Origin of the sequence: Streptomyces shinuiensis, assembly GCF_043660855.1 — a bacterium.
Lineage (GTDB): Bacteria > Actinomycetota > Actinomycetes > Streptomycetales > Streptomycetaceae > Streptomyces.
The window spans coordinates 4,396,638-4,422,309 of record NZ_JBIHML010000001.1 but is presented as its reverse complement, the minus strand read 5'-3'; the positions used below and the strand labels follow the sequence as shown (position 1 = coordinate 4,422,309).

The following is a 25,672-nucleotide window of genomic DNA, read 5'->3' as shown; positions in this document are numbered from 1 at the left end:
GCGGGTCACCGCGCGGCGAACACCGCCACCGTGCGCGGCGGCACCGTGAAGGCGCCCTCGCCGCTGTCGAAGGCGGCGCTCCTGACCACCGCGTCGGAGCCCTTCGCCTGCACCGGGTGCAGGCCGTAGGAGGCGCCGGCGAGCGAGGAGACGGTCTGCCTCTGCCGCTCGGGGGTGGCGTTGAAGACGACCACCAGATCGCGGTCGCCGTCCGCCGCGCGCATGGTGATCACACCCGGGGTCTCCTCCTTCCCCGACAGCGGGAAGGACAGCGCCCGCTGGACCCCGGCCGCCGTGGACTGGCTGAAGACCTTCTCGGTGGAGCGGATCTCCAGCAGGTCGCGGTAGGCGGCGGAGGCGCCCTCGATCTCCCCGCAGGACGGGGAGAGGTCGGCCAGGGTCAGCAGCGGCTCGGCGTACGGCCACTTGTCCTCGTTGTCCCAGGCGGGGGGCAGACCGCGGCCGAAGCCGTTGCCGGCCTCGCAGTTCCAGTGGATGGCGTTGTACCAGTCGCCGGAGTTGTAGGAGTTGCGGTCCAGCGACTTCGAGCGCAGCAGATCGCTGCCCGCCTGGCTGAGGGCCGGCCCCTGGGAGAGGGCGGCGGTGGCCATGGCGATCACCTGCATACGGGCCCGGTCGGCGGCCGGGGTGTCCTCGGGCAGCTTGAACGCCAGGGCGTCGTAGAGGGTCTCGTTGTCGTGGGCGTCGGCGTAGGCCAGTGCCTCGCCGGGGGCGCCGGCGTATCCGGCCGGTGAACCGTTGTAGTCGACCTGCGAGCCGGTGACCCGCTTCCCGGAGGTGTCGGTGAAGGTGTAGCCGGCGAGGTTGCCGGACAGCCCGACCTTGATCAGGTCCTGGTAGTGCAGCAGCCGCTCCTTCTGCTCGGCCCGGCTGCCGTTGGCGTCCGAGGAGTTGGGGTCGGTGTACAGGCCGCTGGCGAAGCCCTGGACGCCGGGGTCGGCGTCGAAGGGGCCGCCGCCGCGCACCGCGTCGCGGGCCCGGTCGGAGAAGGTGGCGATGCCGGTACCGGCCATGTTCTTCTGCGTGGCCTGGACGAAGCGGGCGTCGTCGGCGACCTCGCCGAAGTTCCAGCCCTCGCCGTAGAGGATGATGCTCTTGCCGTCGACCCCGTCCTTCTTCGGCGTCAGGGCGTCCAGCGCCTCGCGGACGGCCAGGATGTTGGCCTTGGGGTGGTGGCCCATCAGGTCGAAGCGGAAGCCGTCCACCTTGTACTGCCTGGCCCAGGTGACGACGGAGTCGACCGTGAGCTTGCCCATCATGGTGTGCTCGGGCGCGGTGTTGGCGCAGCAGGTGGAGGTGGCCACCGTGCCGTCCTCCAGCAGGCGGTGGTAGTAGCCGGGCACGATGCGGTCCAGGACGGACTTGTCGTCCTGCCCGGCGGCCATGGTGTGGTTGTAGACCACGTCGAGCACGACCCGTACCCCGGCCTCGTTGAGGCTCTTGACCATCTTCCGGTACTCGACGGTGCGGGTGGTGCCCTCGGCGTCGGTGGCGTACGAACCCTCGGGCACGGTGTAGTGCAGCGGGTCGTAGCCCCAGTTGTAGGCGTCCTTGTCGCGGATCTTCCCGATGCACTCCTGCTGCTTCGCGGAGTCGGCGGGCAGGGCCGCCAGGTCGCAGGCGGGTTCGGCCCGGTCGGCGGCGCGCTCGGGGATGGAGGCGATGTCGTACGAGGGCAGCAGGTGGACGTACGAGGTGCCCGCGTCCGCCAGCTTCCGCAGGTGCTTCATGCCGTCCGCGGAAGTCTCGGTGAAGGCCAGGTAGCCGCCGCGGTGCCTCTCGCTCACCGTGGGGTCGGCGACGGAGAAGTCGCGGATGTGCAGCTCCTGGATCTGCGCGTCGCGCAGCGGCGTCGGGTCGGGCTTGTCCAGCCCCTTCCAGCCCCTGGGAGCCAGCTTCGGGTCGGACAGGTCGACGACCAGGCTCTTGCCCGAGTCGGTGGTCAGGGCGGTGGAGTAGGGGTCGGTGACCTTGTTGGTGACCAGCTTGCCCGCCGAGGGCGCCCAGACCGTCACGTGGTAGCGGTACGGCTTGCCCGTCCAGCTCCGGTTGCCGCGCGCGCTCCACACGCCGGTGGCGTCGTCGCGGCGCATCCGCACGGTGCGGCCGTCCAGTTCGAGGGAGACCTTTTGCGCGGTCGGCGCCCACACCGACAGGGTGGGGCGTCCCTTGCGGTCGAATACCGGGCCGAGGTCGGCCTCGGCCGCCTTCGTGCCGTAGAGGTCGTCCAGCACGCCGGGGATCTGCACCCCGGTCGCCGCCAGCAGCGCGCCCTCGGTGTTGCGCTGGGTGGCGACGATCTGGCCGCGCAGGGCGGTGCGCACCCGGTCGCGGTCTCGGGGGTCGATGCGGAAGGCCTGGTGGTCCTTCAGGTGCGGGTACTTCTCCTTCTGCGCGTCGGTCAGCCCGCCGGGCACGGGGTTCAGCCGCAGCCAGCGGCCCTCGTGGGTCAGGGCGCCGTCCTCGACCGCGATGGTGCCGCGGGTGTCGTGGGCGAGCTGCTGGCTGGTGGCGTCGGTGGCCTTGACCTTCCAGGCGACGGTGTCCCGGTCGATCCACTGGGCCTCGGCCCTGCCCAGGTCCAGGTCGGGCGCGCTGCCGGTGGTGGGCAGCAGGTAGCCGGGGGTGGCGGACAGCTTCCAGACCTCGCGGCCGTGGGTGGCGAAGTCCAGCGACTGGTCGGCGTTCTCGTCCTTGGTGTCGCCCTTGTGGATGATGTAGCTCAGCGAGGTCGCGCCCTCGGCGAGCGGCACCTCGAAGGTGGCGCCGAAGGCGTCCTCCTTCACCGGCATCAGCGGCTTGGACCAGTCGGTGGGCTCGGCGGCGCCGGTCCAGGTGTGCAGGCCCCAGCCGTCGTAGTCGCCGTCGGCGCGGTGGTAGTGCAGTACGGCCTTCTTCCCGTCCTGCGGCGGATAGACGCCCTCGGGCCGCTCGGAGAGCGTCTCGTCGCTGCCCTGCTCGACCCACACCTCGCCGGTCCTCGCCAGGTCGACGGTGCGCTCGGGTCCGTCGTTCACGCCGTCCCTGGTGACGGTGAAGGACACCTTGCCCTCGCCGTCGGCCGGCTTGACCCAGGCGAAGGCGCCGTAGGCGTCACGGCCGGTGAAGTCGGCGGTGCGGTCTCCGGCGACCAGCTTCCAGCCGTCGTAGTCGCCGTCGGCACGCTGGTAGTGGACGACGGCCCAGTCCCGCTCGACGGCCGAGGGCTTCTCCGGCGGCGGGGCCTGGCCGGCGGCCGAGGAGGCGGTGTCGGACGCGGTGCGGCCCCTGGCGTCGACCACGACGGCCTTGTAGCGCAGCGGCGTTCCGGCCTTCACGTCCCGGCCGATGTACTGGGTGACCCTGTAGGGGGCGTGGTCGGCGGTGCCGAGGGTGTGCCACTTGCCGTCGCCGGTCCGGGCGGCGAAGACGACGCGGTTCAGCCCGCCGCCGTCGACGTTCGCGGTGATCTCGACGGTGCCGGTGGCGCCCGCCGCGGGGGCCTTCAGCTCGACGGTGGGCGCGGCGGCGGGGGCGGGCAGCGGCTTCGCCGCCTTGAACACCGCGGTGGACAGGGCCGGGACGGTGACGGTCAGCTTCGCTTCCGAGCCGGTGCGCACGGTGGCGTCGCCGCCGTGGACCTGGCGGAACGCGGTGTCCGGCGAGCCGGTGGGGATCTCGACCGTGCGGGCCTTCTCGCCGTTGTTGGCGGCGACGAGGTACTCGGTGCGCTGCTCGGCGTCGGTGCGGGTGAAGGCGTACACGCCGGGGCCGTCACCGCTGTGCGCGTACCGCTCGGTCTGGACGCCGTCGCGCAGGGCGGGGTGCTCGCGGGTCAGCTTCGACAGGGCGGCGATGGAGCGGTAGAGGGGGTGGGAGGTGTCGTAGGCGTCCTCGGCATGGGTGCCGTCGGTGCCGATCCGGTCGTTCTCCTCCTCGTCCAGGTAGGAGGGCACCTTGGAGGCGAAGAGGGTCTGGCGGGCGTCCTGGTCGCCGCCGGCGCCGGTGAAGCCCTGCTCGTCACCGTAGTAGATCACCGGATTGCCGCGGCTGAGGAACATCAGCTCGTTGGCGAGCTCCGCACGGCTGAGCAGTTCGGCGTCGTCGGCGCCGGGGTTGTCCTGGCGCAGGAAGGCGCCGATGCGGCCCATGTCGTGGTTGCCGGTGAAGGTGACCTGCTCGTACGCGTTGGAGCGGCCGGTGGTGTAGCGGTAGTCCTGGGCGAACAGGTCCGACAGCCTGGCCGCCGGTCCGCCCTGGGAGGCGTAGGAGCGGGCCGCCTCCTGGAAGCCGAAGTCGAGGGTGGCGTCCAGCTTGCCCCGGGTGACGTAGGGGGCCATCTGGGCGGGGTCGGAGGAGTAGACCTCGCCGAACATGAAGAAGTCGTCGCGGCCCTTCTTCGCGGCGTAGGCGTCCAGGGCGGTGGCCCACTGGGTCCAGAACTCCATGTTGACGTGCTTGACCGTGTCGATGCGGAAGCCGTCGATCCGGAAGTCCTTCACCCACCGCTGGTAGATCTTCTTCATGCCCTCGACGACCTCGGGACGCTCGGTCCACAGGTCGTCCAGGCCGTAGAAGTCGCCGTACCGCGAGCTCTCGCCGGCGAAGGTGGAGTCGCCCCGGTTGTGGTACATCTCCGGGTCGTTGAGCCAGCCGGGGACCTTCACGTCCTTCTCGGCGGCCGGGACCGTCGGGGTGCGCGGGAAGGAGTCCCGGTCGGTCTCCGGGAACTTCCCCCCGGCGGTGCGGTCGGCGTAGTCGGAGTCGTCGAAGGGCCTGCCGTCCTTGGTGAGGTAGGGGAAGGCGCCCTTGGACAGGTAGGAGTAGGACTTCTCCTCGTAGTTCACCACGTCGGCGGTGTGGTTGGTGATGACGTCGAAGAAGACCTTCATGCCCTTGTCGTGGGCGGCGTCGATCAGCTTCCGCAGGTCGTCGTTGGTGCCGAAGTGCGGGTCGACCTGGGTGAAGTCGGTGATCCAGTAGCCGTGGTAGCCGGCGGAGGTGTTCTCCCCCTCGCCCTGGACCGGCTTGTTCTTGAAGATGGGGGCCATCCAGATGGCGGTGGTGCCCAGGCCCTTGATGTAGTCGAGCTTCTTCGTCAGGCCCTTGAGGTCGCCGCCCTGGTAGAAGCCCTTGTGGGTGGGGTCGTAGCCCGTGGTCAGGCGGTCGCCCTTCAGCCCGCCGCGGTTGTTGGAGCGGTCTCCGTCGGCGAAGCGGTCGGGCAGGACGAAGTAGAACTGCTCCCGCGTCAGGTCGTGCCGGGTGGGCTCGGCGGCCAGTTTCGCGTCGGACGGCGGCGGTGGTGCGGCCTTGGCGGGGGCCGCCGCGGTGATGAGCGTCGCCAGGAGCGCGGCCGCGATGCTCGCGGCCGCTCCTCTGCGCGCCAGGGGACCTGTCACGGGTCGCTCTCCTAGGGTGCTGTGATCGGTGCGTGGTGCGTGGGCCTTCGGGGAGGCCCGGGGCCGCCCGGCCCTGCGGCGGGGGAGGAGCAGGAGCCGGGCGGCCGGTTTCCGGAGCCGTCACGCGTGGCGCCGGAGTGCCGGACGTGCTAGCAGCGGGAGCCGTTGCGCAGGGCTATGGCGGTGCCCGGGTGGAGGGTGGCGGTGAACTGGCCGGAGCCGTTCACGCTGACCTTGCCGCCGTTCTGGAGGTTGCAGTAGGTGCCACCCGGCAGCGAGGTCTGGAAGGTGCGGGAGATCGGGTACGTCTCGTGGTTGATGGCGACGTAGCCCTTGTTCCCGCGGCCGAAGGCGATGGCGTCGTTGCCGTTGTCCCACCAGTTGACGACGGCCTGCCCGCGCGTCTCGTTGCGGAAGGCGACCATGGAGGAGATCTCGGGCCAGGCGTGCTGGCACTTCCAGCCGTCCTGCCAGCAGGCGTTCACGTGACCCCCGTTGGGCGGGCCGGCGTCGTAGTTGCTCCACTCGTACCCGGAGTGGACGTCCGGGGCACCGTACGGCCAGGCCAGCATGAAGACGTTGGCCAGGGTGTAGGCGGAGCCGTACTTGTAGTTCATGGTGTCGCCGCCGCGCTCGGTGTCGTGGTTGTCCACGAAGACACCGGACTTGCCGGAGCTCATGTAGCCCCAGCCCTCACCGTAGTTGTTCAGGTAGGCGAGCTTCTCGTTCATGAACACCCGCTTGAGGTCCCGGGCGTAGCGGAACTCCTGCACGTCGCCGTTGTTGAGGTACTCGGTGGGCGAGACGGCCTCGCCCGCGCCGTGGATCGCCTCCTGCTTCCAGTAGACGTTCGGGTTGTTCAGCCGGGACTTGATGGCCGCCAGGTCGGCCGCCGGCATGTGCTTGGCGGCGTCGATCCGGAAGCCGTCCACGCCGAGCGAGAGCAGGTCGTTCATGTAGGCCGCGATCCGGCTGCGGACGTAGGACTCGCCGGTGTCGAGGTCGGCGAGGCCCACCAGTTCGCAGTGCTGGACGTTGTACCGGTCCTGGTAGTTGTTGATCTGGTACCGGCAGTCGTCCATGTCGGCGCCGCTGTAGATGCCGGGGTAGTTGTACTTGGAGTACGACGAGCCGCCGGTGCCGGTACCGCTGCCCGCCGACATGTGGTTGATCACCGTGTCGACGACGACCTTCACGCCGGCCGAGTGGCAGGTGTTGACCATGTTCCGGAACTGCGAGCGGTTGCCGAGACGTCCGGCGATCTTGTAGCTGACCGGCTGGTAGGAGGTCCACCACTGACCGCCCTGGATGTGCTCCTGGGGCGGGGAGACCTGGACGAAGCCGTAGCCGGCCGGGCCGAGCCTGCTGGTGCACTCACGGGCGATCGAGTCGAAGTTCCACTCGAACAGAACGGCGGTGACGTCCTTGGTCCCGGGCGGCGCCGCCTGCGCCGGTCCGGGAACGGCGATGAGAGAGCCTGCCATGCCCGCGACAAGCGCGAGTGTGGCGGCTGCGGATCTCCTGGCCACGTTTCCTCCTGTGGGGGAAGCAGATGCGAGTGCCTGCCTGGGGGCAACGCGCCGCGCCCGTAAGGCGGTGGAGCAGTGAATGCTCTTGCTGCAAGAAGACTGAAAGAGCGTGAAAGTCTTCGCGCAGGAGAACGTAGACGGGCCCTGGGGGGGCGTCAAGACTTTGGACATCCCCGGGAAACACAGCCGTCGTCTCTGTGCAAACTCTTTCGCAAGGGATTGCACAGTGCTACGTTCGGCCACACTCCCGGTCCGGTCGGCCGGGGGACCAGACACATGGCCCCCACGCGCCCGGCCGGCCGGGCCGGGTGCGCGCGTCCCGCCCGCGGCACACGGTGTTCCGCCACACGCACGCCACCCGCCGCCGGGCACCGCCGGGCGCCCGGCGGCGGGCTGTCAGGTCACACACCGCCGGGCGCCCGCCGGCGCCCGGCGGCACGTGTGGGGTCCTACGACGGCTGCGACGGCGGGGCCGTGGAGCCCCTCACCACCAGCTCGGGCTGGAAGACGAACTCCGAGTGCTGGACGGGGTTCCCCCCGATCTCCTCCAGCAGGGCGTTCACCGCCGCGCTCGCCATGGCCTTGACCGGCTGGCGCACGGTCGTCAGCGGCGGATCGGTGAAGGCGATCAGCTCGGAGTCGTCGAAGCCGACCACCGACAGCTCGCGCGGGACCTCCAGCCCGCGCTGCCGGGCCGCCCGCACCACGCCCAGCGCCATCAGGTCGCTGCCGCAGACCACCCCCGTGCAGCCGGCGCTGATCAGCGCGCCCGCCGCGGCGTGGCCGCCCTCCAGGGTGAACAGCGTGTGCTGGACCTGCTCGCGCACCCGCGCCGCGGGCACGCCCTGCTCGATCAGCGCCGCCGTGAAACCCTCCGCCTTCCGCCGCACGGGGACGTACCTGATGGGGCCGACCGCCAGGCCGATCCGCCGCGGATCGTGGCCCAGGTCGGCCAGATGGCGTACCGCCATCCGGGCCGCCGCCCGGTCGTCGGGCGACACGAAGGGGGCGCTGACGTGCTCGTTGAATCCGTTGATGAGCACGAACGGCACACCCCGCCCGGACAGCCGCACATAGCGGCCCGGGTCCGCGGCGGTGTCGGCGTGCAGCCCGGAGAGGAAGACGATGCCGTTGACACCGCGCTCGACGAGCTGGTCGACCAGCTCGTCCTCGGTGGCGCCGCCCGGCATCTGGGTGCACAGCACCGGGGTGTAGCCGTGCCCTGCCAGGACCTGCTCGATGACCTGGGCGAAAGCCGGGAAGATCGGGTTGGTCAGCTCCGGGATGACCAGCCCGATCAGCCCGGCGCTGCGCTGCCGCAGCCGCACCGGCCGCTCGTACCCCAGCACGTCCAGGGCCGCCAGCACCTTCTGCCGGGTGCCGGCCGCCACGCCCGCCTTGCCGTTGAGCACGCGGCTGACCGTGGCCTCGCTGACCGAGGCCTGGGCCGCGATGTCGGCCAGCCGGGCGGTGCCGGGGACGGTGCCCGCGGCCGGACCACCCTGCGGGGGGACCGCCGCGGGCACCGTACCGGTCTCGGTCATACCTCCCACCAGACGGTGGTGTCGGCCGGGATCGCACCGCCTTCGTACTCGCCGCTGGCCAGCAGCACCCGGCCGGGCGCCGCGGACAGCTCGACGGGCCGGTCGGTGGTGTTGGCCGTGCAGACGACGCCGCGGCCGGAGCCGTCGGCCGCCCGGCGGCGGAAGGCCAGCACACCGGCGGGGAAGTCCTCCAGCCACTCCACTCTCTCGCCCGCGCCCAGCGCCGGGTGCTCGCGGCGCACCGCCAGCGCACTGCGGTACAGCTCCAGCGTGGAGGTGGGGTCGCCGGTCTGCTCCTCGACCGACAGCTCGGCCCACTGCTCGGGCTGGGGCAGCCAGCTTCCGCCGGTGCCGAAGCCGTAGCTGGGGCCGGCCGGCGTCCACGGGATGGGCACGCGGCAGCCGTCGCGCAGCCCGTCCTGGCCGTTGTCCTTGAAGAAGGACGGGTCCTGGCGCACCTCGTCGGGCAGGTCGGCGACCTCCGGCAGGCCCAGCTCCTCGCCCTGGTAGACGTAGGCCGAGCCGGGCAGCGCCAGCATCAGCAGCGAGGCCGCGCGGGCGCGGGCCAGGCCGCCGCCGAGCCGGGTGCGGTGGCGCACCACGTCGTGGTTGGACAGCACCCAGGTGGTGGGGGCGCCGACCGGGCGCATGGAGTCCAGCGACTGGTCGACGACCGCCCGCAGCGCCTCGGCGTTCCACGCGGTGTTCAGGTAGTGGAAGTTGAACGCCTGGTGCAGCTCGTCGGCACGCAGGTAGAGAGCGGTGCGCTCGGGGCTGGGCGTCCAGGCCTCGGCGACGCCGATGCGCTCGCCGGGGTACTCGTCGAGGACGCGCCGCCAGGAGCGGTAGATCTCGTGGACGCCGTCCTGGTCGAAGAAGGGCAGCACCTGGTTGCCCAGCAGCCTCAGCTGTCCGGCCCGGCCCATGTCGGGCAGCCCCGCGGCCTTGACCAGTCCGTGGGCGACGTCGATGCGGAAGCCGTCCACCCCCATGTCCAGCCAGAAGCGCAGCACCGAGCGGAACTCGTCCCGCACGGCCTCGTTCTCCCAGTTGAAGTCGGGCTGCTCGGGGGCGAACAGGTGCAGGTACCACTCCCCCGGGGTGCCGTCGGGGTTCTCGGTGCGGGTCCAGGCCGGGCCGCCGAAGATGGACTCCCAGTCGTTCGGGGGCTCCTCGCCCTTCGGGCCGCGGCCGGGGCGGAAGTGGTATCGGTCGCGCAGCGGCGAGCCGGGGCCCTCGCGCAGGGCGCGCTGGAACCACTCGTGGTGGTCGGAGGAGTGGTTGGGTACCAGGTCCACGATGATCCGCAGCCCCAGCTCGTGGGCGTCGCGGATCAGCGCGTCGGCGTCGTGCAGATCACCGAACATCGGGTCGATGGCGCGGTAGTCGGCGACGTCGTAGCCGGCGTCGGCCTGCGGGGAGGCGTAGAAGGGGCTGAGCCAGACGGCGTCGACGCCCAGGTCGGCCAGGTAGGGCAGCCGCGCGCGGACGCCCGCCAGATCCCCCATGCCGTCGCCGTTCCCGTCGGCGAAGGAGCGGGGGTAGACCTGGTAGATCACCGCGTCGCGCCACCAGCCGGCCGGCTCTCCCGAGGCGTCCGTGCGGATGGCCGGGGCCGTGCCGGTGGCGGGGGCTGATGAGTGCTGGGTCATGTCATCCCTGGTGTCGTGAGTGGGGGGACGCGAGGTGCCGGACGGGTGGGGCGGCGGGTCAGGACTTGACGGCGCCGGAGGTCAGGCCGGCGACGAGGTGCCGCTGGGCGATGCCGAAGACGATCGCGGCCGGGACGGCGATGATCACCGCGGCGGCGGTCATCGAGCCCCAGTCGCCGACGTACTGGTTGACGAAGGTCTGCAGGCCACCGGCGAGGGTGAGGTTCTCCTCCCCGGTCATGAAGGCCGACGCGTAGGCGACCTCGGCCCAGGCCGTCACGAAGCTGTAGAAGCCGGTGACGGCCAGCCCCGGCTTGGCCAGCGGCAGGATCAGCCGCCAGAAGGTGCCGAAGGGGTTGAGGCCGTCCACGCGCCCCGACTCGTCGATGGAGACGGGGATGGTGTCGAAGAAGCCCTTCATCATCCAGGCGCAGAACGGCACCGCGATGGTGAGGTAGGTGATGATCAGCCCGACGGGCTGGTTGAGCAGGCCGAGCTGCGCCATCAGGTTGTACAGCGGCACGATCAGGATCGCCATCGGGAACATCTGCGTTATCAGCAGGGTCCACATCAGCGGGCGCATCCCGGGGAAGCGGAAGCGGCTGACGGCGTAGCCGGTGGTGGCGGAGATGAACACGCCGAGCAGCGTGGTCACCGCCACGACCACCACCGAGTTCCAGAACCAGGTCAGGAAGTAGGTCTCGCCCAGGACGTGGGTGTAGTTCTCCAGCGTGAAGTTCTGCACCAGCGAGGTGGTGAAGGTCTCCGTCTTGGGCTTGAAGGACGTCACCAGCAGCCAGAACGGCGGGAAGACCGCGGCCACGGCCGCGGTCAGCAGGCCCGCGTGCAGGGCGACGGAGGCCAGCGGTCCGCGCTCGCCGCGCCCGCGCCCGCGCACCCGCCCGGGCCGACCGGGCCGACCGCCGCCGGCCGGCGGTACGGGCGCGGTGGTGGCGGGGTCGGGGGTCGTGGTCGCGGTGGTGGTTTCCGTGGTGTTCATCGTCGTCACCACACCTCTCCCTGCTTGCGGAGCGAACGGCGGTAGAACACCGCGAAGAACATCAGGAGCAGCAGGATCAGCACGCCCCAGGCCGCGGAGGTGGCGAAGTCTCGCGGGCTGTTGAGGAAGGACAGCCGGTAGGCGTAGGTCACCAGGATCTCGGTGGAGTCGCCCGGCCCGCCCCGGGTGAGCAGGTAGATCACCGGGAACATGTTGAACGTCCAGATGGTGCTCAGCAGGACCACTGTGCTGCTGACCGAGCGGATGCCCGGCAGGGTGACGTTGCGAAAGCGCTGCCAGGCGTTCGCGCCGTCCACCTCGGCGGCCTCCAGCAGCTCCGAGGGGATGGACTGGAGGGCACCCAGCAGGGCGACGAGCATGAACGGCACACCCAGCCAGACGTTCACCGCGATGACGGAGATCTTCGCCCAGGTGGGGTCGCCCAGCCAGGGGACGCCCTCGATGCCCCCGCCCTCCAGGACCCTGTTGAGGATGCCGTTCTTCTCGTTGAACAGCATCTGCCAGGCGAAGACGGAGACGAAGGCGGGGATGCCCCAGGGCAGGATGATCGCGATGCGGTACACCGCCCGGCCGCGCAGCTTCCGGTTGAGCATGGTGGCCAGCACCAGGCCCAGCAGGAAGGTCACGGAGACACAGCCGACCGTCCACAGCACCGTCCAGCCGAGCCGGTCCCAGAAGACGTTGTCGGTGAGGATGGCCAGGTAGTTCTCGAGACCGATGAACTCGTAGGTGGCCTCGATCTCGTTGACGCCGATGGTGCGGGCGACACTGGCCTCGTCCGCGTCCGTCAGGGACAGCCAGATGCCCCGGAACAGCGGATAGCCGATGATCACCCCGATGACGATCACCACGGGGGCCACCATGGCCCACGCGTACCAGTGCGTCGCCAGTGCGCGGCGCAGTGGTCCGGGGGCCTCCTTGGACTTCTCGCCAGTTCCGCGGCCGCGGCCGCGGGCGTCTCCGCCCGCGGCCGGTGCCACCGACTGGCCGGTCTCGACAGCCATGGTCGTCGGTCAGCCTCTCCCTGAGCTTTCCCGGTCCCTTACTTCCAGTCCCCGTCCTTGAGGAGCTTGGCGTACTCCTCGCCGGCCTTCTCGGCGGCGGCCTCCGGCTTGGTCTTGCCGGTCAGCACATCGGCCATCTGGACGCGCAGCGGCTCGAAGAGGGAGTTGCCCTCGGCGATCCAGGGACGCTCGACGGCCTTGTCCACGGCGGGCTTGAAGAACTGGACCATCTGGTTGTCCTCGACGACCTTCTCCCCGTACACCGAGGTGCGCGTCGGCAGGAGGCTCAGCTCCTCGGTGGTGCGCTTCTGGACCTCGGCGGAGCTCATGTACTTGACGAACTCGTAGGAGGCGTCGAGGTTGTCGGAGCCGGCGTAGACGGAGTAGTTGTGACCGCCCTGCGGGGCGCCCTGGCCGGCGCTGCCGGCCGGGACCGCGGCGACACCGAGGTTGTCCTCGTCGTCCTTGAACTGCTTGCCCGCGAGGGTGTCCTCGATGGCCCAGGGGCCATTGATCATCATCGCGACCTTGCCGTCCTTGAAGGACTTCTGCATGTTCTCCCAGCCGTTGGTGGTGTCCGTGGTCGCGGCCTTGGAGTCCACCAGGTCCTTGATCACCTCGAACGCCTTCGCGCCGGGCTCGTCGTCGATGGTGATCTTCTTCGCCCCGGCGTCGAGCATGTCGCCGCCCTCGCCGTAGAGGAAGGGCAGGAACCAGTACGGGTCGTCACCGCGCAGGTAGAACGGGGTGACGTCGTTCTTCTTGAACGCGTCGGTGGATTCCTTGATGTCCTCGACCGACTGCGGCACCTCGACGCCGGCCTTCTCCAGCAGACCCTTGTTGTAGAAGAGGGCCAGGGTGTCGATGACCTGCGGCACGGCGTAGGTCTTGCCGTCGTACTGGGTGCTGCCCCAGGCCTGCGGCAGGTAGTCGTCCTTGTCGTCGACCGCGGCGGTGTCGTCCAGCGGGGCGAGGTAGCCCAGGCTGGCGAAGTCGGCCACCCAGGCGACCTCGGTGCGCATCACGTCGGGGGCGCCGGAGCCGCCGCCCGCGGCGTTCTTGAACTTGTTGCTGGCCTCGCCGAAGGGGACGTTGACGTACTTGACGTCGACGCCGGGGTGCTTGTCCTCGAACTCCTCGGCGACCTTCTTGTAGAAGCCCTTCTCGGCGTCGCCCGACGTGTCCCAGAACTCGACGGTGCCCGACAGTTCGCCGTTGGCGTTCTTCTTCTCACCGTCACCGCTGTCGCTGCCTCCGCAGGCGGTGGCCGCGAGCGCGATGGCCGCGACCAGTGCGGTGGTCCCTATGCCACGCCGCATGTGAATTCCTCCATGATCCGGTGCCCGTCTCGCGGGGGCACTGGCGTACTCCGCGCGGGCCGCGCGGTCGCGGCGCCGGGCTGACCAGGAACGTAACAGCGGGGCAATCTTTTAGAAAGACCTTGCGGCAACTTTCTGCAAACGAGTCTGCAACGTCTTCCGCAAGAAGTTGCACCCCTGCTACCTTCCTCCGCGTTCCACTGCGGATCCTCCGCTTGAGGACAGACGGGAAGATCACGATGGAAAGTCACATACACCCCGGGGCGTCCGGTTCGGCCGGACGGGCCCGCCGGCGCCGCAGGACCGCCGCCGCCCTGGCCGCCGCCGTCTCCCTGGCCCTGACGGCCACCGCCTGCGGCGTCCTCGGCGGCTCCGCGGAGGACGAGACCTCCGCCGTGTCCGGCAGCGTCACCTGGTGGGACACCTCGGGTGAGGCCGAGGCCCCGCACTTCGCCGAGCTCGTCGCGGCCTTCGAGGAGAAGTACCCGGAGGTCGACGTCGAGCACGTCTCCGTCCCCTTCGACCAGGCCCAGCAGAAGTTCCTGGACGCCGTGGAGTCCGGCCGGGGCGTGCCCGACGTGCTGCGCGCGGACGTCGGCTGGACGATCGGCTTCGCCGCCGAGGGCCACCTCGCCGACCTCACCGGCACCCCCGCCCTGGAAGCCGACATGTCCGGCTTCCTGCCGACCACCACCGCGAGCGTGACGCTGGAGGACGGCGGCATCTACGGCGTCCCCCAGGTGACCGACACCCTCGCCCTGCTCTACAACCGCAGGATCTTCGAGGAGGCCGGGATCAGCCGTCCCCCGTCCACCTGGAAGGACCTGAAGGACGTCGCGCTGGAGATCAGGGAGAAGACGGGGGCCGAGGGCATCGCCCTCAACCCCGACCCCTTCTTCTCCCTGCCGTTCCTGTACGGCGAGGGGAGCGACCTGGTCGACGTCGGCTCCCGTACGATCACCGTCGCCTCCCCCGACTCGGTCCGGGGCGTGGCCACCGCCGCCGACCTGGTCTCCTCCGGCGCCGCGCCCAAGCCCCCGGAGAAGGACGCCTACGCCGCCATGCAGAACGCCTTCACGAGCGGCGAGGCGGCCATGATGATCAACGGTCCCTGGGCGACCGCCGACATCTTCTCCTCCCCCGAGTTCGAGGACCGCGACAACCTGGGCATCGCCGCCGTCCCGGGCGGCGGGTCGGGCACCGCGGGCTCCCCCACCGGCGGCCACAACCTCGTGGTCTCGGCGGAGACGGAGAACCCCGGCGCCTCGTACCTCTTCGTCAAGTACATGACCGACGCCAAGCAGCAGGAGAGCACCGCCCTCGCCCTGGGGCTGCTGCCGACCCGTACGGCCGCCTACACCGGGAAGGTGCTGTCCGACCCGGTGCGCAACTCCTTCTACCTGGCACTGACCAAGGCCGTGGCCCGGCCCTCCCTCCCCGAGGGCGGACAGCTCTTCGTCGCCCTCCAGCCCCACTACACGGCCATCCTGCGCGGCGAGGAGACCGCGCGCGAGGGACTGGCCCGCACCGCCGAGGAGTGGAGTGACGGGCTGCTGCCCGGCTACCGCGTCGAACGGTGAGACCCGTCCCCGGTTTCGCCTCCCGGGGGCCGGCCCCGGGGGGCGAAACCGCACCTGTCCGGGCGAACTCCCGGGTACGGTGGGCAGTCGGACACATGACCGGTACAGTCCGGTGCTGTGACCGCACGGCTAGCTGACATCGCAGCCCAGGCGGGGGTCAGCGAAGCGACGGTCAGCCGCGTCCTCAACGGCAAGCCCGGCGTTTCCCCGGCCACCCGCGAGTCCGTCCTCGCCGCACTGGACCTGCTGGGATACGAAAGACCCATGCGCCTGCGCCAGCGCAGCGCGGGGCTGGTCGGACTGATCACCCCCGAACTGGAGAACCCGATCTTCCCGGCGTTCGCCCAGGTCATCGGACAGGCGCTGACCCGTCAGGGCTACACCCCCGTACTGGCCACCCAGACCCCCGGCGGCTCGACGGAGGACGAGCTGACCGAGATGCTCGTGGACCGGGGCGTCGCGGGCATCATCTTCGTCTCCGGACTGCACGCCGACACCACCGCCGACACGCACCGCTACGAGCATCTGCGCGGCAAGGGCGTGCCGTTCGTGATGGTCAACGGCTTCTCCCCCAAGGTCCGCGCACCCTTCGTCTCGCCGGACGACCGGGCCGCGATGCGACTGGCCGTCACCCACCTCGCCTCACTCGGCCACGAGCGCATCGGACTGGCCCTGGGCCCGGCCCGGTTCGTACCCGTCCAGCGCAAGACGGAGGGCTTCACCACCAGCCTCCAGGAGCAGCTCGGGCTCTCGCGGGGCGAGGCGGAGGGGATGGTCCAGCACTCGCTGTACACCCTGGAGGGCGGCCAGGCGGCGGCCGGCTCCCTGATCGACCGCGGCTGCACCGCCGTGGTCTGCGCCAGCGACATGATGGCGCTCGGCGCCATCCGGGCCGCCCGGCAGCGCGGCCTGGCCGTTCCCGGCGACGTCTCGGTCATCGGCTTCGACGACTCCCCGCTGATCGCCTTCACCGACCCGCCCCTGACCACCATCCGCCAGCCGGTGACCGCGATGGGCCAGGCGGCGGTACGGGCGCTGATGGAGGAGATCGGCGGCACCCCCGCCCCGCACAGCGAGTTCGTCTTCCTGCCCGAGCTGGTCGTCCGCGGATCCACCGCCTCGGCTCCTCAGGGCCGGGGGTCCGTCTCGGGGAGGACCGAGGGCGACCGGGACCGGACCGGAGGATGATCGGTCGGGTTCCGGATTCTGGCAGACTGGCGCACCATGGGGGCTCCGATCGCGAGGACGACAGAAGAAACCAGAGTGACCACTGTCGCTCCGGTGGATGAACACACGGCTGTTCCGGCTCCGCGCCGCACCGTCTCCCAGCGCGTCCGCGCGCCCCGCCGGCCCCGGATCTGGTTCGAGATCACGCTGATCGCGGTCAGCTACTGGACGTACTCCATGATCCGCAACGCCGTGCCGGAGCAGGAGGCGCAGGCCCTGCGGAACGCCGACTGGCTGTGGGAGGTCGAGCACGCCCTCGGCATCGCCGTCGAACAGTCCCTCAACCACGCGGTCAACGGCGTCACCTGGCTGATCGTGACGATGAACTACTACTACGCCACGCTGCACTTCATCGTCACCGTCGGCGTCCTGGTCTGGCTCTACCGCAGACACCCGGGCCGCTACGCCGCCACCCGTACGGTCCTGTTCGCCACCACGGCCGTCGCCCTGCTCGGCTACTACCTCTACCCCCTGGCCCCGCCGCGGCTGATGGAGAGCGTGCACTTCGTCGACACCGTCAAGGTCCACGGCACCTGGGGCTCGATGGCCTCGGGCAACATGGCCAACGTCTCCAACCAGTACGCGGCCATGCCGTCGATGCACATCGGCTGGTCGGTGTGGTGCGGCATCACCCTCGCCCTGCTGGCGGCGCCGCTGTGGGTGAAGATCCTCGGCTGGCTCTACCCGGCCCTCACCCTGGTGGTCATCGTGTGCACCGCCAACCACTTCTGGCTGGACGCGGTCGGCGGGCTGGTCTGCCTGGGCATAGGCTTCGCGGTCTCCTGCGCCTGGTACGGCGCCCCGGCCCACCGCCTCCCCCGCCTGGTCCCCGCCTCGCCGTAGCCGCCCCGCGCCCGGACGACGGCGGAACCCCTCACTCCACCCCGTAGAACAACCGGTCCACCACCGCACGGGCGCGGCGCGTGATGCGCCGGTAGTCCTCCAGCATCTCGCCCACGTGCCCGGGCTCGTAGCCCAGGTAGCGGCCGACGGCGGCCAGCTCGCGCGGCTCGGAGGGGAAGGTGTCGCCGGGACGGCCGCGCACCAGCATCACCGCGTTGCGCACCCGGGTGGCCAGCAGCCACGCCTCGTCCAGGATCGCGGCGTCCTCCTCACCGATCAGTGCGGCCTCCCGCGCGGCGGCCAGCGCGGCACGGGTACGGGTGGTGCGCAGCCCCGGCACCCGGGCGCCGTGGCGCAACTGCGCCAACTGGACCGTCCACTCCACGTCCGACAGCCCGCCCCTGCCCAGCTTGGTGTGGGTGGTGGGATCGGCGCCGCGCGGCAGCCGCTCGCTCTCCATCCGCGCCTTGAGGCGGCGGATCTCCCGCACCGCGTCCTCCTCCAGACCGTCCTCCGGATAGCGCAGGGGGTCGATCAGCTCGACGAAGCGGCGGCCCAGGCCCGTGTCGCCCGCCACCGGTTCGGCGCGCAGCAGCGCGTGCCGCTCCCACACCTGCGACCAGCGGCGGTAGTAGGTCCCGTAGGAGGCCAGCGTGCGCACCAGCGGGCCGCTTCTGCCCTCCGGCCGCAGGTCGGCGTCGATGAGCAGCGGCGGGTCGGAGCTGGGGAGCTGCAGGAGGCGGCGCATCTCGACCGCGACGGCGAGGGCCGCCTCGCCGGCCTCCCGTTCGTCCACGCCCTCGCGCGGTTCGTGGACGAACAGCACGTCCGCGTCGGAGCCGTAGTTCAGCTCGCGGCCCCCGAAGCGGCCCATGCCGATGATCGCGAAGCGGGTGGGCAGGGTGTCGCCCCAGCGGGCGTCCACCGCCGCCCGCAGGGCACCGGCGACGGTCGCGGCGTTCAGGCCGGACAGCGCCTCCCCCACCCGGTCCACGGCGGCCGCGACGCCGTCGGCGTCCTGCGCACCACTACCGGAACCGCCCCCGGAGCCGGCCTCCGGACCACCCTCCACACCCCCGCCCCCCGACTTGTACGCGCCGATGACATCGGCGGCGGCGGTACGGAACAGCTCGCGGCGCCGCACCCCGCGGACGGCGGTGACGGCCTGCTCGGGCCCGTCGGCCCGGCCGACGGCCGCCAGCGCCTCCTGGGTCAGCGACTCCCGGCCGCGCGGCCGCAGCCCGCCGGGATCGCCGAGCAGGGCGACGGCCTCGGGGGCACGCAACAGCAGGTCGGGGGCGAGCCGCCCGGCCGACAGCACCCGGGCCAGGTTCTCCGCGGCGGCCCCCTCGTCCCGCAGCAGCCGCAGGTACCACGGGGTCTGGCCGAGCGCGTCGGAGACCTTGCGGAAGCCCAGCAGCCCGGCGTCGGGGTCGGCGGAGTCGGCGAACCAGCCCAGCAGCACCGGCAGCAGGGTGCGCTGGATGGCGGCCTTGCGGCTGACCCCGGAGGTCAGCGCCTCCAGATGGCGCAGGGCGGCGGCCGGGTCCGCGTAGCCCAGCGCCTCCAGGCGCTGCCCGGCGGCGCTGGCCGACAGCCGGATCTCGCCGGGCGCGAGCTGGGCGACGGCGTCCAGCAGCGGCCGGTAGAAGATCTTCTCGTGCAGCCGCCGCACCACGGCCGCGTGCCGCTTCCAGGCGCGGGTCAGTTCGGCCACCGGGTCCTGGCGGAAGCCCAGACAGCGGCCCAGACGGCGCAGTTCGGTCCCGTCCCGCGGCATCAGATGGGTGCGGCGCAGCTTCTGGAGCTGGATGCGGTGCTCCAGGACGCGCAGGAAGCGGTACGCGTCACCGAGCGCGGCGGCGTCCTGGCGGCCCACGTACCCGCCCGCCGCGAGGTCGTCGAGCGCGGCCAGCGTGGTGGGACTGCGCAGGGCGCTGTCGCTGCGCCCGTGGACGAGCTGGAGGAGCTGGACGGCGAACTCCACGTCGCGCAGCCCCCCGGGGCCGAGCTTGAGTTCGCGGTCGAGCTGCGCCGCGGGGATCCCGGCGACCACGCGGCGGCGCATCTGCTGCACGTCGGTGACGAAGTTCTCCCGCTCGGCGGCCTGCCACACCATCGGAGCCACGGCCTCCAGGTACTCACGGCCGAGTGCCGGGTCGCCGGCCACCGGGCGGGCCTTGAGCAGGGCCTGGAACTCCCAGGTCTTGGCCCAGCGCCGGTAGTACGCCAGATGGCTGGACAGGGTGCGCACCAGCGGGCCGTTGCGCCCCTCGGGCCGCAGGTTGGCGTCCACCGGCCAGATGGTGCCCTCGGCGGTGGTGTCGGAGCAGATCCGCATCATCCGCGCGGCGAGCCGGGTCGCCGCGCGCAGCGCCTCGCTCTCCCCGTCGCCGCCGTCCCCGGTCTCCCCGCCGGCCTCCCTCGCCGGCTCGGCGACGAAGACGACGTCCACGTCCGAGACGTAGTTGAGCTCGCGGCCGCCGCACTTGCCCATCCCGATGACGGCCAGCCGGCACGCCCGCGCGTCCCCCGGCTCCTCGCGCCCGGCCATCGCCAGGGCGGCCCGCAGGGTGGCGGTGGCCAGGTCGGCGAGTTCGGCGGCGGTCTCGTCGACCGTCGTGGTGCCGCGGACGTCACGGGCGGCGATGGTGAGCAGGGCCCGGCGGTAGGCGACGCGCAGTCCGTCGGGACCGTCCGCACCGGCGAGCGCGGCCTCGAACTCCTCGACGCCCGGGTGCAGATCGGCCGTCTCGTAGGAGTGGAGGACCTGCCAGTCGTCCGGGTGGCCCGCGAGATGGTCGCCGAGCGCCTCGGATGCGCCCAGCACGCCCAGCAGCCGGTCGCGCAGCGGCTTGGCGGCCAGCACGGTGCCCAGCAGCGTCTGCCGCCCGGCGTCGTCCGGCTGGGCCTCCACCAGCCGGACGAAGGACAGCAGCGCCTGGTCGGGGTCGGCGGTGGCGCCGAGCGCGTCGAGCAGCACCGCGTCGTCGCGCACCCGGGCCAGGGCGGGCGAGTCCAGCAGGCGGCCGGCCGCCCCCGGATCGGTGAACCCGTGCCGTACGAACCGTCCGAACCGGCTGTCCCGCCGACCGCCCTGCACCACCGTGGCCTTGCCTCTCGCCGCTGCCGCCGTACCGACCCGCCGTACCGCCGTCCCGCTACAGCACCGGCAGGGACTTGCGCAGCTCGAAGGCGGTGACCTCCGAGCGGTATTCCTCCCACTCCTGCTTCTTGTTGCGCAGGAAGAAGTCGAAGACGTGCTCGCCCAGGGTCTCGGCGACCAGCTCGCTGCGCTCCATCAGCGCGATCGCCTCGCCCAGGTTCTGCGGCAGCGGCTCGATGCCCATCGCGCGGCGCTCGGCGTCCGACAGCGCCCACACGTCGTCCTCGGCGCCGGCCGGGAGCTCGTAGCCCTCCTCGATGCCCTTCAGCCCGGCCGCGAGCAGCACCGCGTAGGCCAGGTAGGGGTTGGCGCCGGAGTCCAGGGAGCGCACCTCGATGCGGGTGGAGCCCATCTTGCCCGGCTTGTACATCGGCACGCGGATCAGCGCGGAGCGGTTGTTGTGCCCCCAGCAGATGTAGGAGGGCGCCTCGCCGCCGGCGCCCGCGGTGCGCTGGGCCCCGCCCCAGATGCGCTTGTAGGAGTTGACCCACTGGTTGGTGACGGCGGAGATCTCCCCTGCGTGCCTGAGCAGCCCGGCGATGAAGGAGCGGCCGACCTTGGAGAGCTGGTACTCGGCGCCCGACTCGTGGAAGGCGTTGCGGTCGCCCTCGAACAGCGACAGGTGGGTGTGCATCCCGGAGCCGGGGAACTCCGAGAACGGCTTGGGCATGAAGGTCGCCTGCACCCCCTGCTCCAGCGCGACCTGCTTCATCACCAGCCGGAACGTCATGATGTTGTCGGCCGTCGACAGGGCGTCGGCGTACCGCAGGTCGATCTCCTGCTGCCCCGGAGCGCCCTCGTGGTGGGAGAACTCCACCGAGATGCCCATCGACTCCAGCATGGTGATCGCCTGGCGGCGGAAGTCCTGGCCGACGTGCTGCGGGGTGTGGTCGAAGTAGCCGGAGGAGTCGGCCGGGGTGGGCCGGGTGCCGTCCACCGGCTTGTCCTTGAGCAGGAAGAACTCGATCTCGGGGTGGGTGTAGAAGGTGAAGCCCAGGTCGGAGGTCTTGTTCAGGGCCCGCTTGAGGACGTAGCGGGGGTCGGCGTAGGAGGGGGAGCCGTCCGGCATCAGGATGTCGCAGAACATCCGCGCGGTGCCGGGGGCCTCGGCGCGCCAGGGCAGGATCTGGAACGTGCTCGGGTCGGGCTTGGCGATCATGTCGGACTCGTAGACGCGGGCGAAGCCCTCGATCGCGGACCCGTCGAACCCCATGCCCTCGTCGAAGGCCTGCTCCAGCTCCGCCGGCGCGACGGCGACGGACTTCAGAAAGCCGAGCACGTCGGTGAACCACAGCCGGACGAACCGGATGTCGCGCTCTTCGAGCGTCCTGAGCACGAATTCCTGCTGCTTGTCCATGGTCACCCATCCTCGCTGGTCAGACGGCCCTTCCCCGTACCGCCCGGGGAAGGAGCGGCCCGCACACCAGTATCACGGTGAGGGGTTACCGTCACATTACGCCGACCCGGTGTCCGTGGACCTTCCCAGATAGGTGAGCGGCCCGGCGTCGGGCACCGCCAGCTCGCGGAAGCCGAGGCGGTCGTAGAAGCGCCGTGCGCCGGTGTTCACCGTCAGCATGCCCAGATGGACGTGCCCGGCCCCCTCCCGGCGCAGGGCGTCCAGCAGCGTGCACATCAGCGCCCTCCCGTGCCCCGCGCGCTGGTGCTCGGGGAGGATGTCGATGTGGAGGTGCGCCGGGTGGCCGGCGAGTTCGGGCAGCACCATCCGCTCGGGCGTGTACAGTAGCTCGGTCATCCACTCGTCCGGTGTGGCCGGCCGCCGCGCCCTCGGGTACCCGCCGGTCACCCGGGGCAGCCACTCACGGCGGAACGCCCCGGCGAACGCGGCGGTGTCGGCGGTGCCGATCGCGTACCCGGCCGCGCGCCCGCCGTCGTCCAGCACGAAGGCCAGACGCGGTTCGAGCCACAGGTACGGCCCGGCGAAGAGGTCGCCCATCAGGTCCGGGTTCCGGTAGATCCCCCGCGCGTCGCCGCCCGCGTCGGCGGTGCGCACGCACACGTCGTACACCGCCTCCCGGTCCTGCGGCCGGTAGGGCCGTACGAACGGCCCGCCGCCCTCCGTCACCACGCCCCTCCTTCCGCCCGCTCACGCTGGGAGCGCTCCCATACTGACTGCTCCCCGCCCCCGCGGCAACCGTTTCCGCCCGCGTCGGCCCGCACCCGGGGCGGGGTGCGGGCCGATGCGGGTCACGGGTCAGCCGCGGTACGCGGCCCAGTGGTCGTTCATCCGCGCCACCTGGCCGGTGGAGAAGCGGTCCATGCAGGAGTCGTAGGTGTAGTCCATGAAGTTGTGGATCGGGTCGAGGCCGGACGAACGGGTGCAGGAGTCCCGCCCTTCGGGGCAGGCGTAGGCCGGGCTCGCCTCGGCCGGGGTGTCCGAGACGTAGTCGCCCTTGCCGTTGCAGCCGCCCTGGAAGGTGTGGTAGAGGCCCATCCAGTGGCCGACCTCGTGCGTGGCCGTGTCGCCTTCGTTGTAGTTGGCCGTGGAGCCGCCCGGCAGCGAGGTGTCCAGCACCACGACGCCGTCGTCGGCCGGGTTGCTCCGGTACGAGCTGGGGAAGGTGGCCCAGCCGAGCAGGCCCTGGCCCAGGCTGGCGGTGTAGAAGTTGAGCGTTCCGGCCCCGCCCTGGCGCAGGGAGGACTTCATCGCCCTCTCCTCGGCCGACCCGGGCTCCAGACCGCGGTACCAGGAGGCGTTGTCGGTGTAGGTGGTTCCGGCGAGGCTGAACGTGTAGGGCGTGGGGGCGTTGTCCGTGCCCTGGCCGCCGAAGGCGTCGTTCAGGACGTCGATCTGCCGGGAGACGTCCGTGGCGGTGAGTTTGCCGGTGTCGCCGTCGTGGATCACGTGGAAGTAGACCGGGACGGTGACGGAGGCGGCCGCTCCCAGACGTCTGTGGCCGCCCAGCTCCTTGAGCTTGCGCTCCAGGTCGGCGTCCATCCTGCGGGCCTGTTCGGGGCTGACGTCGTTCGGCTCATGGGCCGGGCCCTCGCCGCCGTGCGGCCGGACGACGCGGGCGGAGGCGGGGGCGCCGCCTGCTGTTTCGACGCACTCCTCGGAGTGCGGCGCGGCGGAGACCTCGGCGGTGCCGGCGGCGGACGGGGACATCGGGGCGAAGGCCATGGTTCCGGCCACGACCGCGATGCCGAGGAAACGAGTGGTGACTCGCCTGGACATACGGACGAACGAGCGCATCGGTGATCCTCCCGGAGGCGGCCAGGAGGCGTTTCCTCCGGCCGCGGCGAGAGGTTATGGGTACATGACAAGAGCGGGCGAGACGCGATCAAGCCCGATCACGGCGGGGACACTCAGGACTTCTCGTGAGGTTCTCCGCCTCCCGAACGCCCGGGGATCCCCATGCCGCCGGCGTCCTCGCATGCCGGACCGGACTGCGGAAGCGTGTTCGCGCCGCTCGCCCCCTCCGTCGCGGCCCCGGCGGAGAACGGCCGGTTCCGGCCTTGCCCGCCCTCGTACACCCGTGCGTCCGCCGAACCCTTGCCCCGGTGAAGACCGCGAAACAGGCTCCTCCGGATAACGTCACTAAGACGATTAGACTGACCGCGTGCCTCAGCTACGACTCGCCCTGAACCAGATCGACTCCACCGTCGGCGACCTCGCCGGAAACGCGGACGCGGTCGTCCGCTGGACGCGGCACTCGGCCGAGCAGGGAGCGCACCTCGTGGCCTTCCCCGAGATGGTGCTCACCGGCTACCCCGTCGAGGACCTGGCCCTGCGCCCGTCCTTCGTCCGGGCCAGCCGGTCCGCCCTCACCGCCCTCGCCGCCCGCCTGGCCGGCGAGGGGCTCGGCGAAATCCCCGTGGTCGTCGGCTACCTCGACCGGGCGGAGGAGGCCCAGCCCCGCTACGGCCAGCCCGCCGGAGCGCCCCGGAACGCCGCGGCCGTCCTCCACGGTGGCGAGGTCGTGCTGACCTACGCCAAGCACCACCTCCCCAACTACGGGGTCTTCGACGAGTTCCGCTACTTCGTTCCCGGCGAGACCCTGCCCATGGTCCGGGTGCACGGCGTCGACGTGGCCCTGGCGATCTGCGAGGACCTGTGGCAGGACGGCGGCCGGGTGCCCGCCGCCCGTGCCGCCGGGGCGGGCCTGCTGCTGTCCGTCAACGCCTCCCCCTACGAGCGGAACAAGGACGACACCCGCCTGGACCTGGTACGCCGCCGGGCCCGCGAGGCCGGCTGCACCACCGCCTACCTCGCCATGGTCGGCGCCCAGGACGACCTGGTCTTCGACGGCGACTCGATCGTCGTCTCCGCCGGCGGCGAGGTCATCGCGCGGGCCCCGCAGTTCGAGGAGGGCTGCGTCGTCCTCGACCTCGACCTGCCCGCCGCCGCGCCCGAACCCCCCTCCGGCAACGTCTCCGACGGCCTGCGCATCGACCACCGCACCCTCTCCGCCGCCCCCCTCCCCGCGTACGAGCCGCAGGTCACCGGCGCGGAGGCCCCCCGCATGGACGACGACGAGGAGGTCTACACCGCCCTCGTCACGGGCCTGCGCGCCTACGTCCTGAAGAACGGTTTCCGCTCGGTGCTCATCGGGCTGTCCGGTGGCATCGACTCCGCCCTCACCGCCGCCATCGCCTGCGACGCGGTCGGCCCGGAGAACGTGTACGGCGTCTCCATGCCCTCGCGCTACTCCTCGGAGCACTCCAAGGACGACGCGGCGGAGACGGCCCGCCGCACCGGCCTCAACTTCCGCACCGTGCCGATCGCCCCGATGTTCGACGCGTACATGGACTCGCTCCACCTCACCGGCCTGGCGGAGGAGAACCTCCAGGCCCGGCTGCGCGGCACCCTGCTGATGGGCCTGTCCAACCAGGAGGGCCACATCGTGCTCGCGCCGGGCAACAAGTCCGAACTGGCGGTCGGCTACTCGACCCTCTACGGCGACTCGGTCGGCGCGTACGGCCCGATCAAGGACGTCTACAAGACCACCGTCTTCCGCCTCGCCCGCTGGCGCAACAAGGCCGCGGCCGAGCGCGGCCAGGCCCCGCCGATCCCGGAGAACTCCATCTCCAAGCCGCCGAGTGCGGAACTGCGCCCGGGCCAGGTGGACACCGACTCCCTCCCCGACTACGACGTCCTGGACCGGATCCTGGAGCTGTACGTGGACCTGGACCGGGGGCGGGAGGAGATCATCGCCGAGGGCTTCGACGAGAGGACCGTCACCCGCGTCCTGCGCATGACGGACACCGCCGAGTACAAGCGGCGGCAGTACCCGCCGGGCACGAAGATCTCCGCGAAGGGCTTCGGCAAGGACCGCCGCCTGCCGATCACCAACCGCTGGCGCGAGACCGGCTGACCCCGGCCCCCACCACGCCGGACGCCCGCCGCCGGAGAACAACGGACTCCGGACC

At 71.4% G+C, this 25,672-nt stretch carries 15 protein-coding genes; 4 read left to right on the top strand and 11 right to left on the bottom strand.

Features of this window, described 5'->3' with window-relative positions; all coding sequences use genetic code 11:
- Positions 1 to 5: 5 nt before the first annotated feature.
- From pulA to ACGRHY_RS20020, 7 genes are all read right to left on the bottom strand, one after another.
- The gene (pulA, locus tag ACGRHY_RS20050; RefSeq protein WP_394636700.1) at positions 6 to 5,399 is read right to left on the bottom strand and encodes a pullulanase-type alpha-1,6-glucosidase; all 5,394 of its coding nucleotides are present in this window, start codon (positions 5,397 to 5,399) and stop codon (positions 6 to 8) included.
- Positions 5,400 to 5,548: 149 nt separating this feature from the next.
- On the bottom strand, positions 5,549 to 6,928 hold the full coding sequence (locus ACGRHY_RS20045; protein WP_394636699.1) for an alpha-amylase: 1,380 nt from the start codon (positions 6,926 to 6,928) through the stop codon (positions 5,549 to 5,551).
- 449 nt (positions 6,929 to 7,377) lie between these two features.
- Positions 7,378 to 8,472 (bottom strand): LacI family DNA-binding transcriptional regulator, encoded by a 1,095-nt coding sequence (locus ACGRHY_RS20040; RefSeq protein ID WP_394636698.1) that lies wholly within the window; start codon positions 8,470 to 8,472, stop codon positions 7,378 to 7,380.
- Entirely contained in the window at positions 8,469 to 10,124 is a 1,656-nt protein-coding gene (locus tag ACGRHY_RS20035; RefSeq protein ID WP_394636697.1) for a glycoside hydrolase family 13 protein, read from the bottom strand. The genes ACGRHY_RS20040 and ACGRHY_RS20035 overlap by 4 nt, the downstream gene beginning before the upstream one ends.
- 58 nt (positions 10,125 to 10,182) lie before the next feature.
- Positions 10,183 to 11,124 (bottom strand): sugar ABC transporter permease, encoded by a 942-nt coding sequence (locus tag ACGRHY_RS20030; protein ID WP_394636696.1) that lies wholly within the window; start codon positions 11,122 to 11,124, stop codon positions 10,183 to 10,185.
- A 5-nt stretch (positions 11,125 to 11,129) separates the two neighbouring features.
- Positions 11,130 to 12,149, bottom strand: coding sequence for a carbohydrate ABC transporter permease (locus ACGRHY_RS20025; RefSeq protein WP_394636695.1), 1,020 nt, complete (start codon positions 12,147 to 12,149; stop codon positions 11,130 to 11,132).
- 38 nt (positions 12,150 to 12,187) lie between these two features.
- On the bottom strand, positions 12,188 to 13,468 hold the full coding sequence (locus ACGRHY_RS20020) for an extracellular solute-binding protein (RefSeq protein WP_394636694.1): 1,281 nt from the start codon (positions 13,466 to 13,468) through the stop codon (positions 12,188 to 12,190).
- A 239-nt stretch (positions 13,469 to 13,707) separates the two neighbouring features.
- Here ACGRHY_RS20020 and ACGRHY_RS20015 point away from each other — a divergent pair, with 239 nt between their 5' ends.
- The 3 genes from ACGRHY_RS20015 (at position 13,708) to ACGRHY_RS20005 (ending at position 17,118) form a co-directional block, all read left to right on the top strand.
- Entirely contained in the window at positions 13,708 to 15,048 is a 1,341-nt protein-coding gene (locus ACGRHY_RS20015) for an extracellular solute-binding protein (protein WP_394636693.1), read from the top strand.
- Between the two features lie 117 nt (positions 15,049 to 15,165).
- On the top strand, positions 15,166 to 16,236 hold the full coding sequence (locus ACGRHY_RS20010; protein WP_394636692.1) for a LacI family DNA-binding transcriptional regulator: 1,071 nt from the start codon (positions 15,166 to 15,168) through the stop codon (positions 16,234 to 16,236).
- A 36-nt stretch (positions 16,237 to 16,272) separates the two neighbouring features.
- Positions 16,273 to 17,118: a phosphatase PAP2 family protein gene (locus ACGRHY_RS20005; RefSeq protein ID WP_394636691.1), complete on the top strand. Its 846-nt coding sequence runs from the start codon at positions 16,273 to 16,275 to the stop codon at positions 17,116 to 17,118.
- Positions 17,119 to 17,149: 31 nt separating this feature from the next.
- Here the strand turns inward: ACGRHY_RS20005 and ACGRHY_RS20000 are convergent, their stop codons facing one another.
- The 4 genes from ACGRHY_RS20000 to ACGRHY_RS19985 all read right to left on the bottom strand — a co-directional run bounded on the left by ACGRHY_RS20000 (position 17,150) and on the right by ACGRHY_RS19985 (position 23,477).
- Positions 17,150 to 20,224 (bottom strand): bifunctional [glutamine synthetase] adenylyltransferase/[glutamine synthetase]-adenylyl-L-tyrosine phosphorylase, encoded by a 3,075-nt coding sequence (locus tag ACGRHY_RS20000; protein WP_394636690.1) that lies wholly within the window; start codon positions 20,222 to 20,224, stop codon positions 17,150 to 17,152.
- Between the two features lie 55 nt (positions 20,225 to 20,279).
- Positions 20,280 to 21,641, bottom strand: a complete 1,362-nt coding sequence (gene glnA, locus ACGRHY_RS19995; RefSeq protein ID WP_093852419.1) for a type I glutamate--ammonia ligase — start codon at positions 21,639 to 21,641, stop codon at positions 20,280 to 20,282.
- 96 nt (positions 21,642 to 21,737) lie between these two features.
- Positions 21,738 to 22,367 (bottom strand): GNAT family N-acetyltransferase, encoded by a 630-nt coding sequence (locus ACGRHY_RS19990; RefSeq protein WP_394636689.1) that lies wholly within the window; start codon positions 22,365 to 22,367, stop codon positions 21,738 to 21,740.
- A gap of 129 nt (positions 22,368 to 22,496) precedes the next feature.
- Positions 22,497 to 23,477 carry a zinc metalloprotease gene (locus ACGRHY_RS19985; RefSeq protein ID WP_394636688.1) on the bottom strand — a complete coding sequence of 327 codons (981 nt, stop codon included), beginning with the start codon at positions 23,475 to 23,477 and terminating at the stop codon, positions 22,497 to 22,499.
- Between the two features lie 385 nt (positions 23,478 to 23,862).
- Between ACGRHY_RS19985 and ACGRHY_RS19980 the strand changes: the two genes are divergently transcribed.
- Positions 23,863 to 25,617 (top strand): NAD+ synthase, encoded by a 1,755-nt coding sequence (locus ACGRHY_RS19980; protein ID WP_394636687.1) that lies wholly within the window; start codon positions 23,863 to 23,865, stop codon positions 25,615 to 25,617.
- Positions 25,618 to 25,672: the final 55 nt, after the last annotated feature.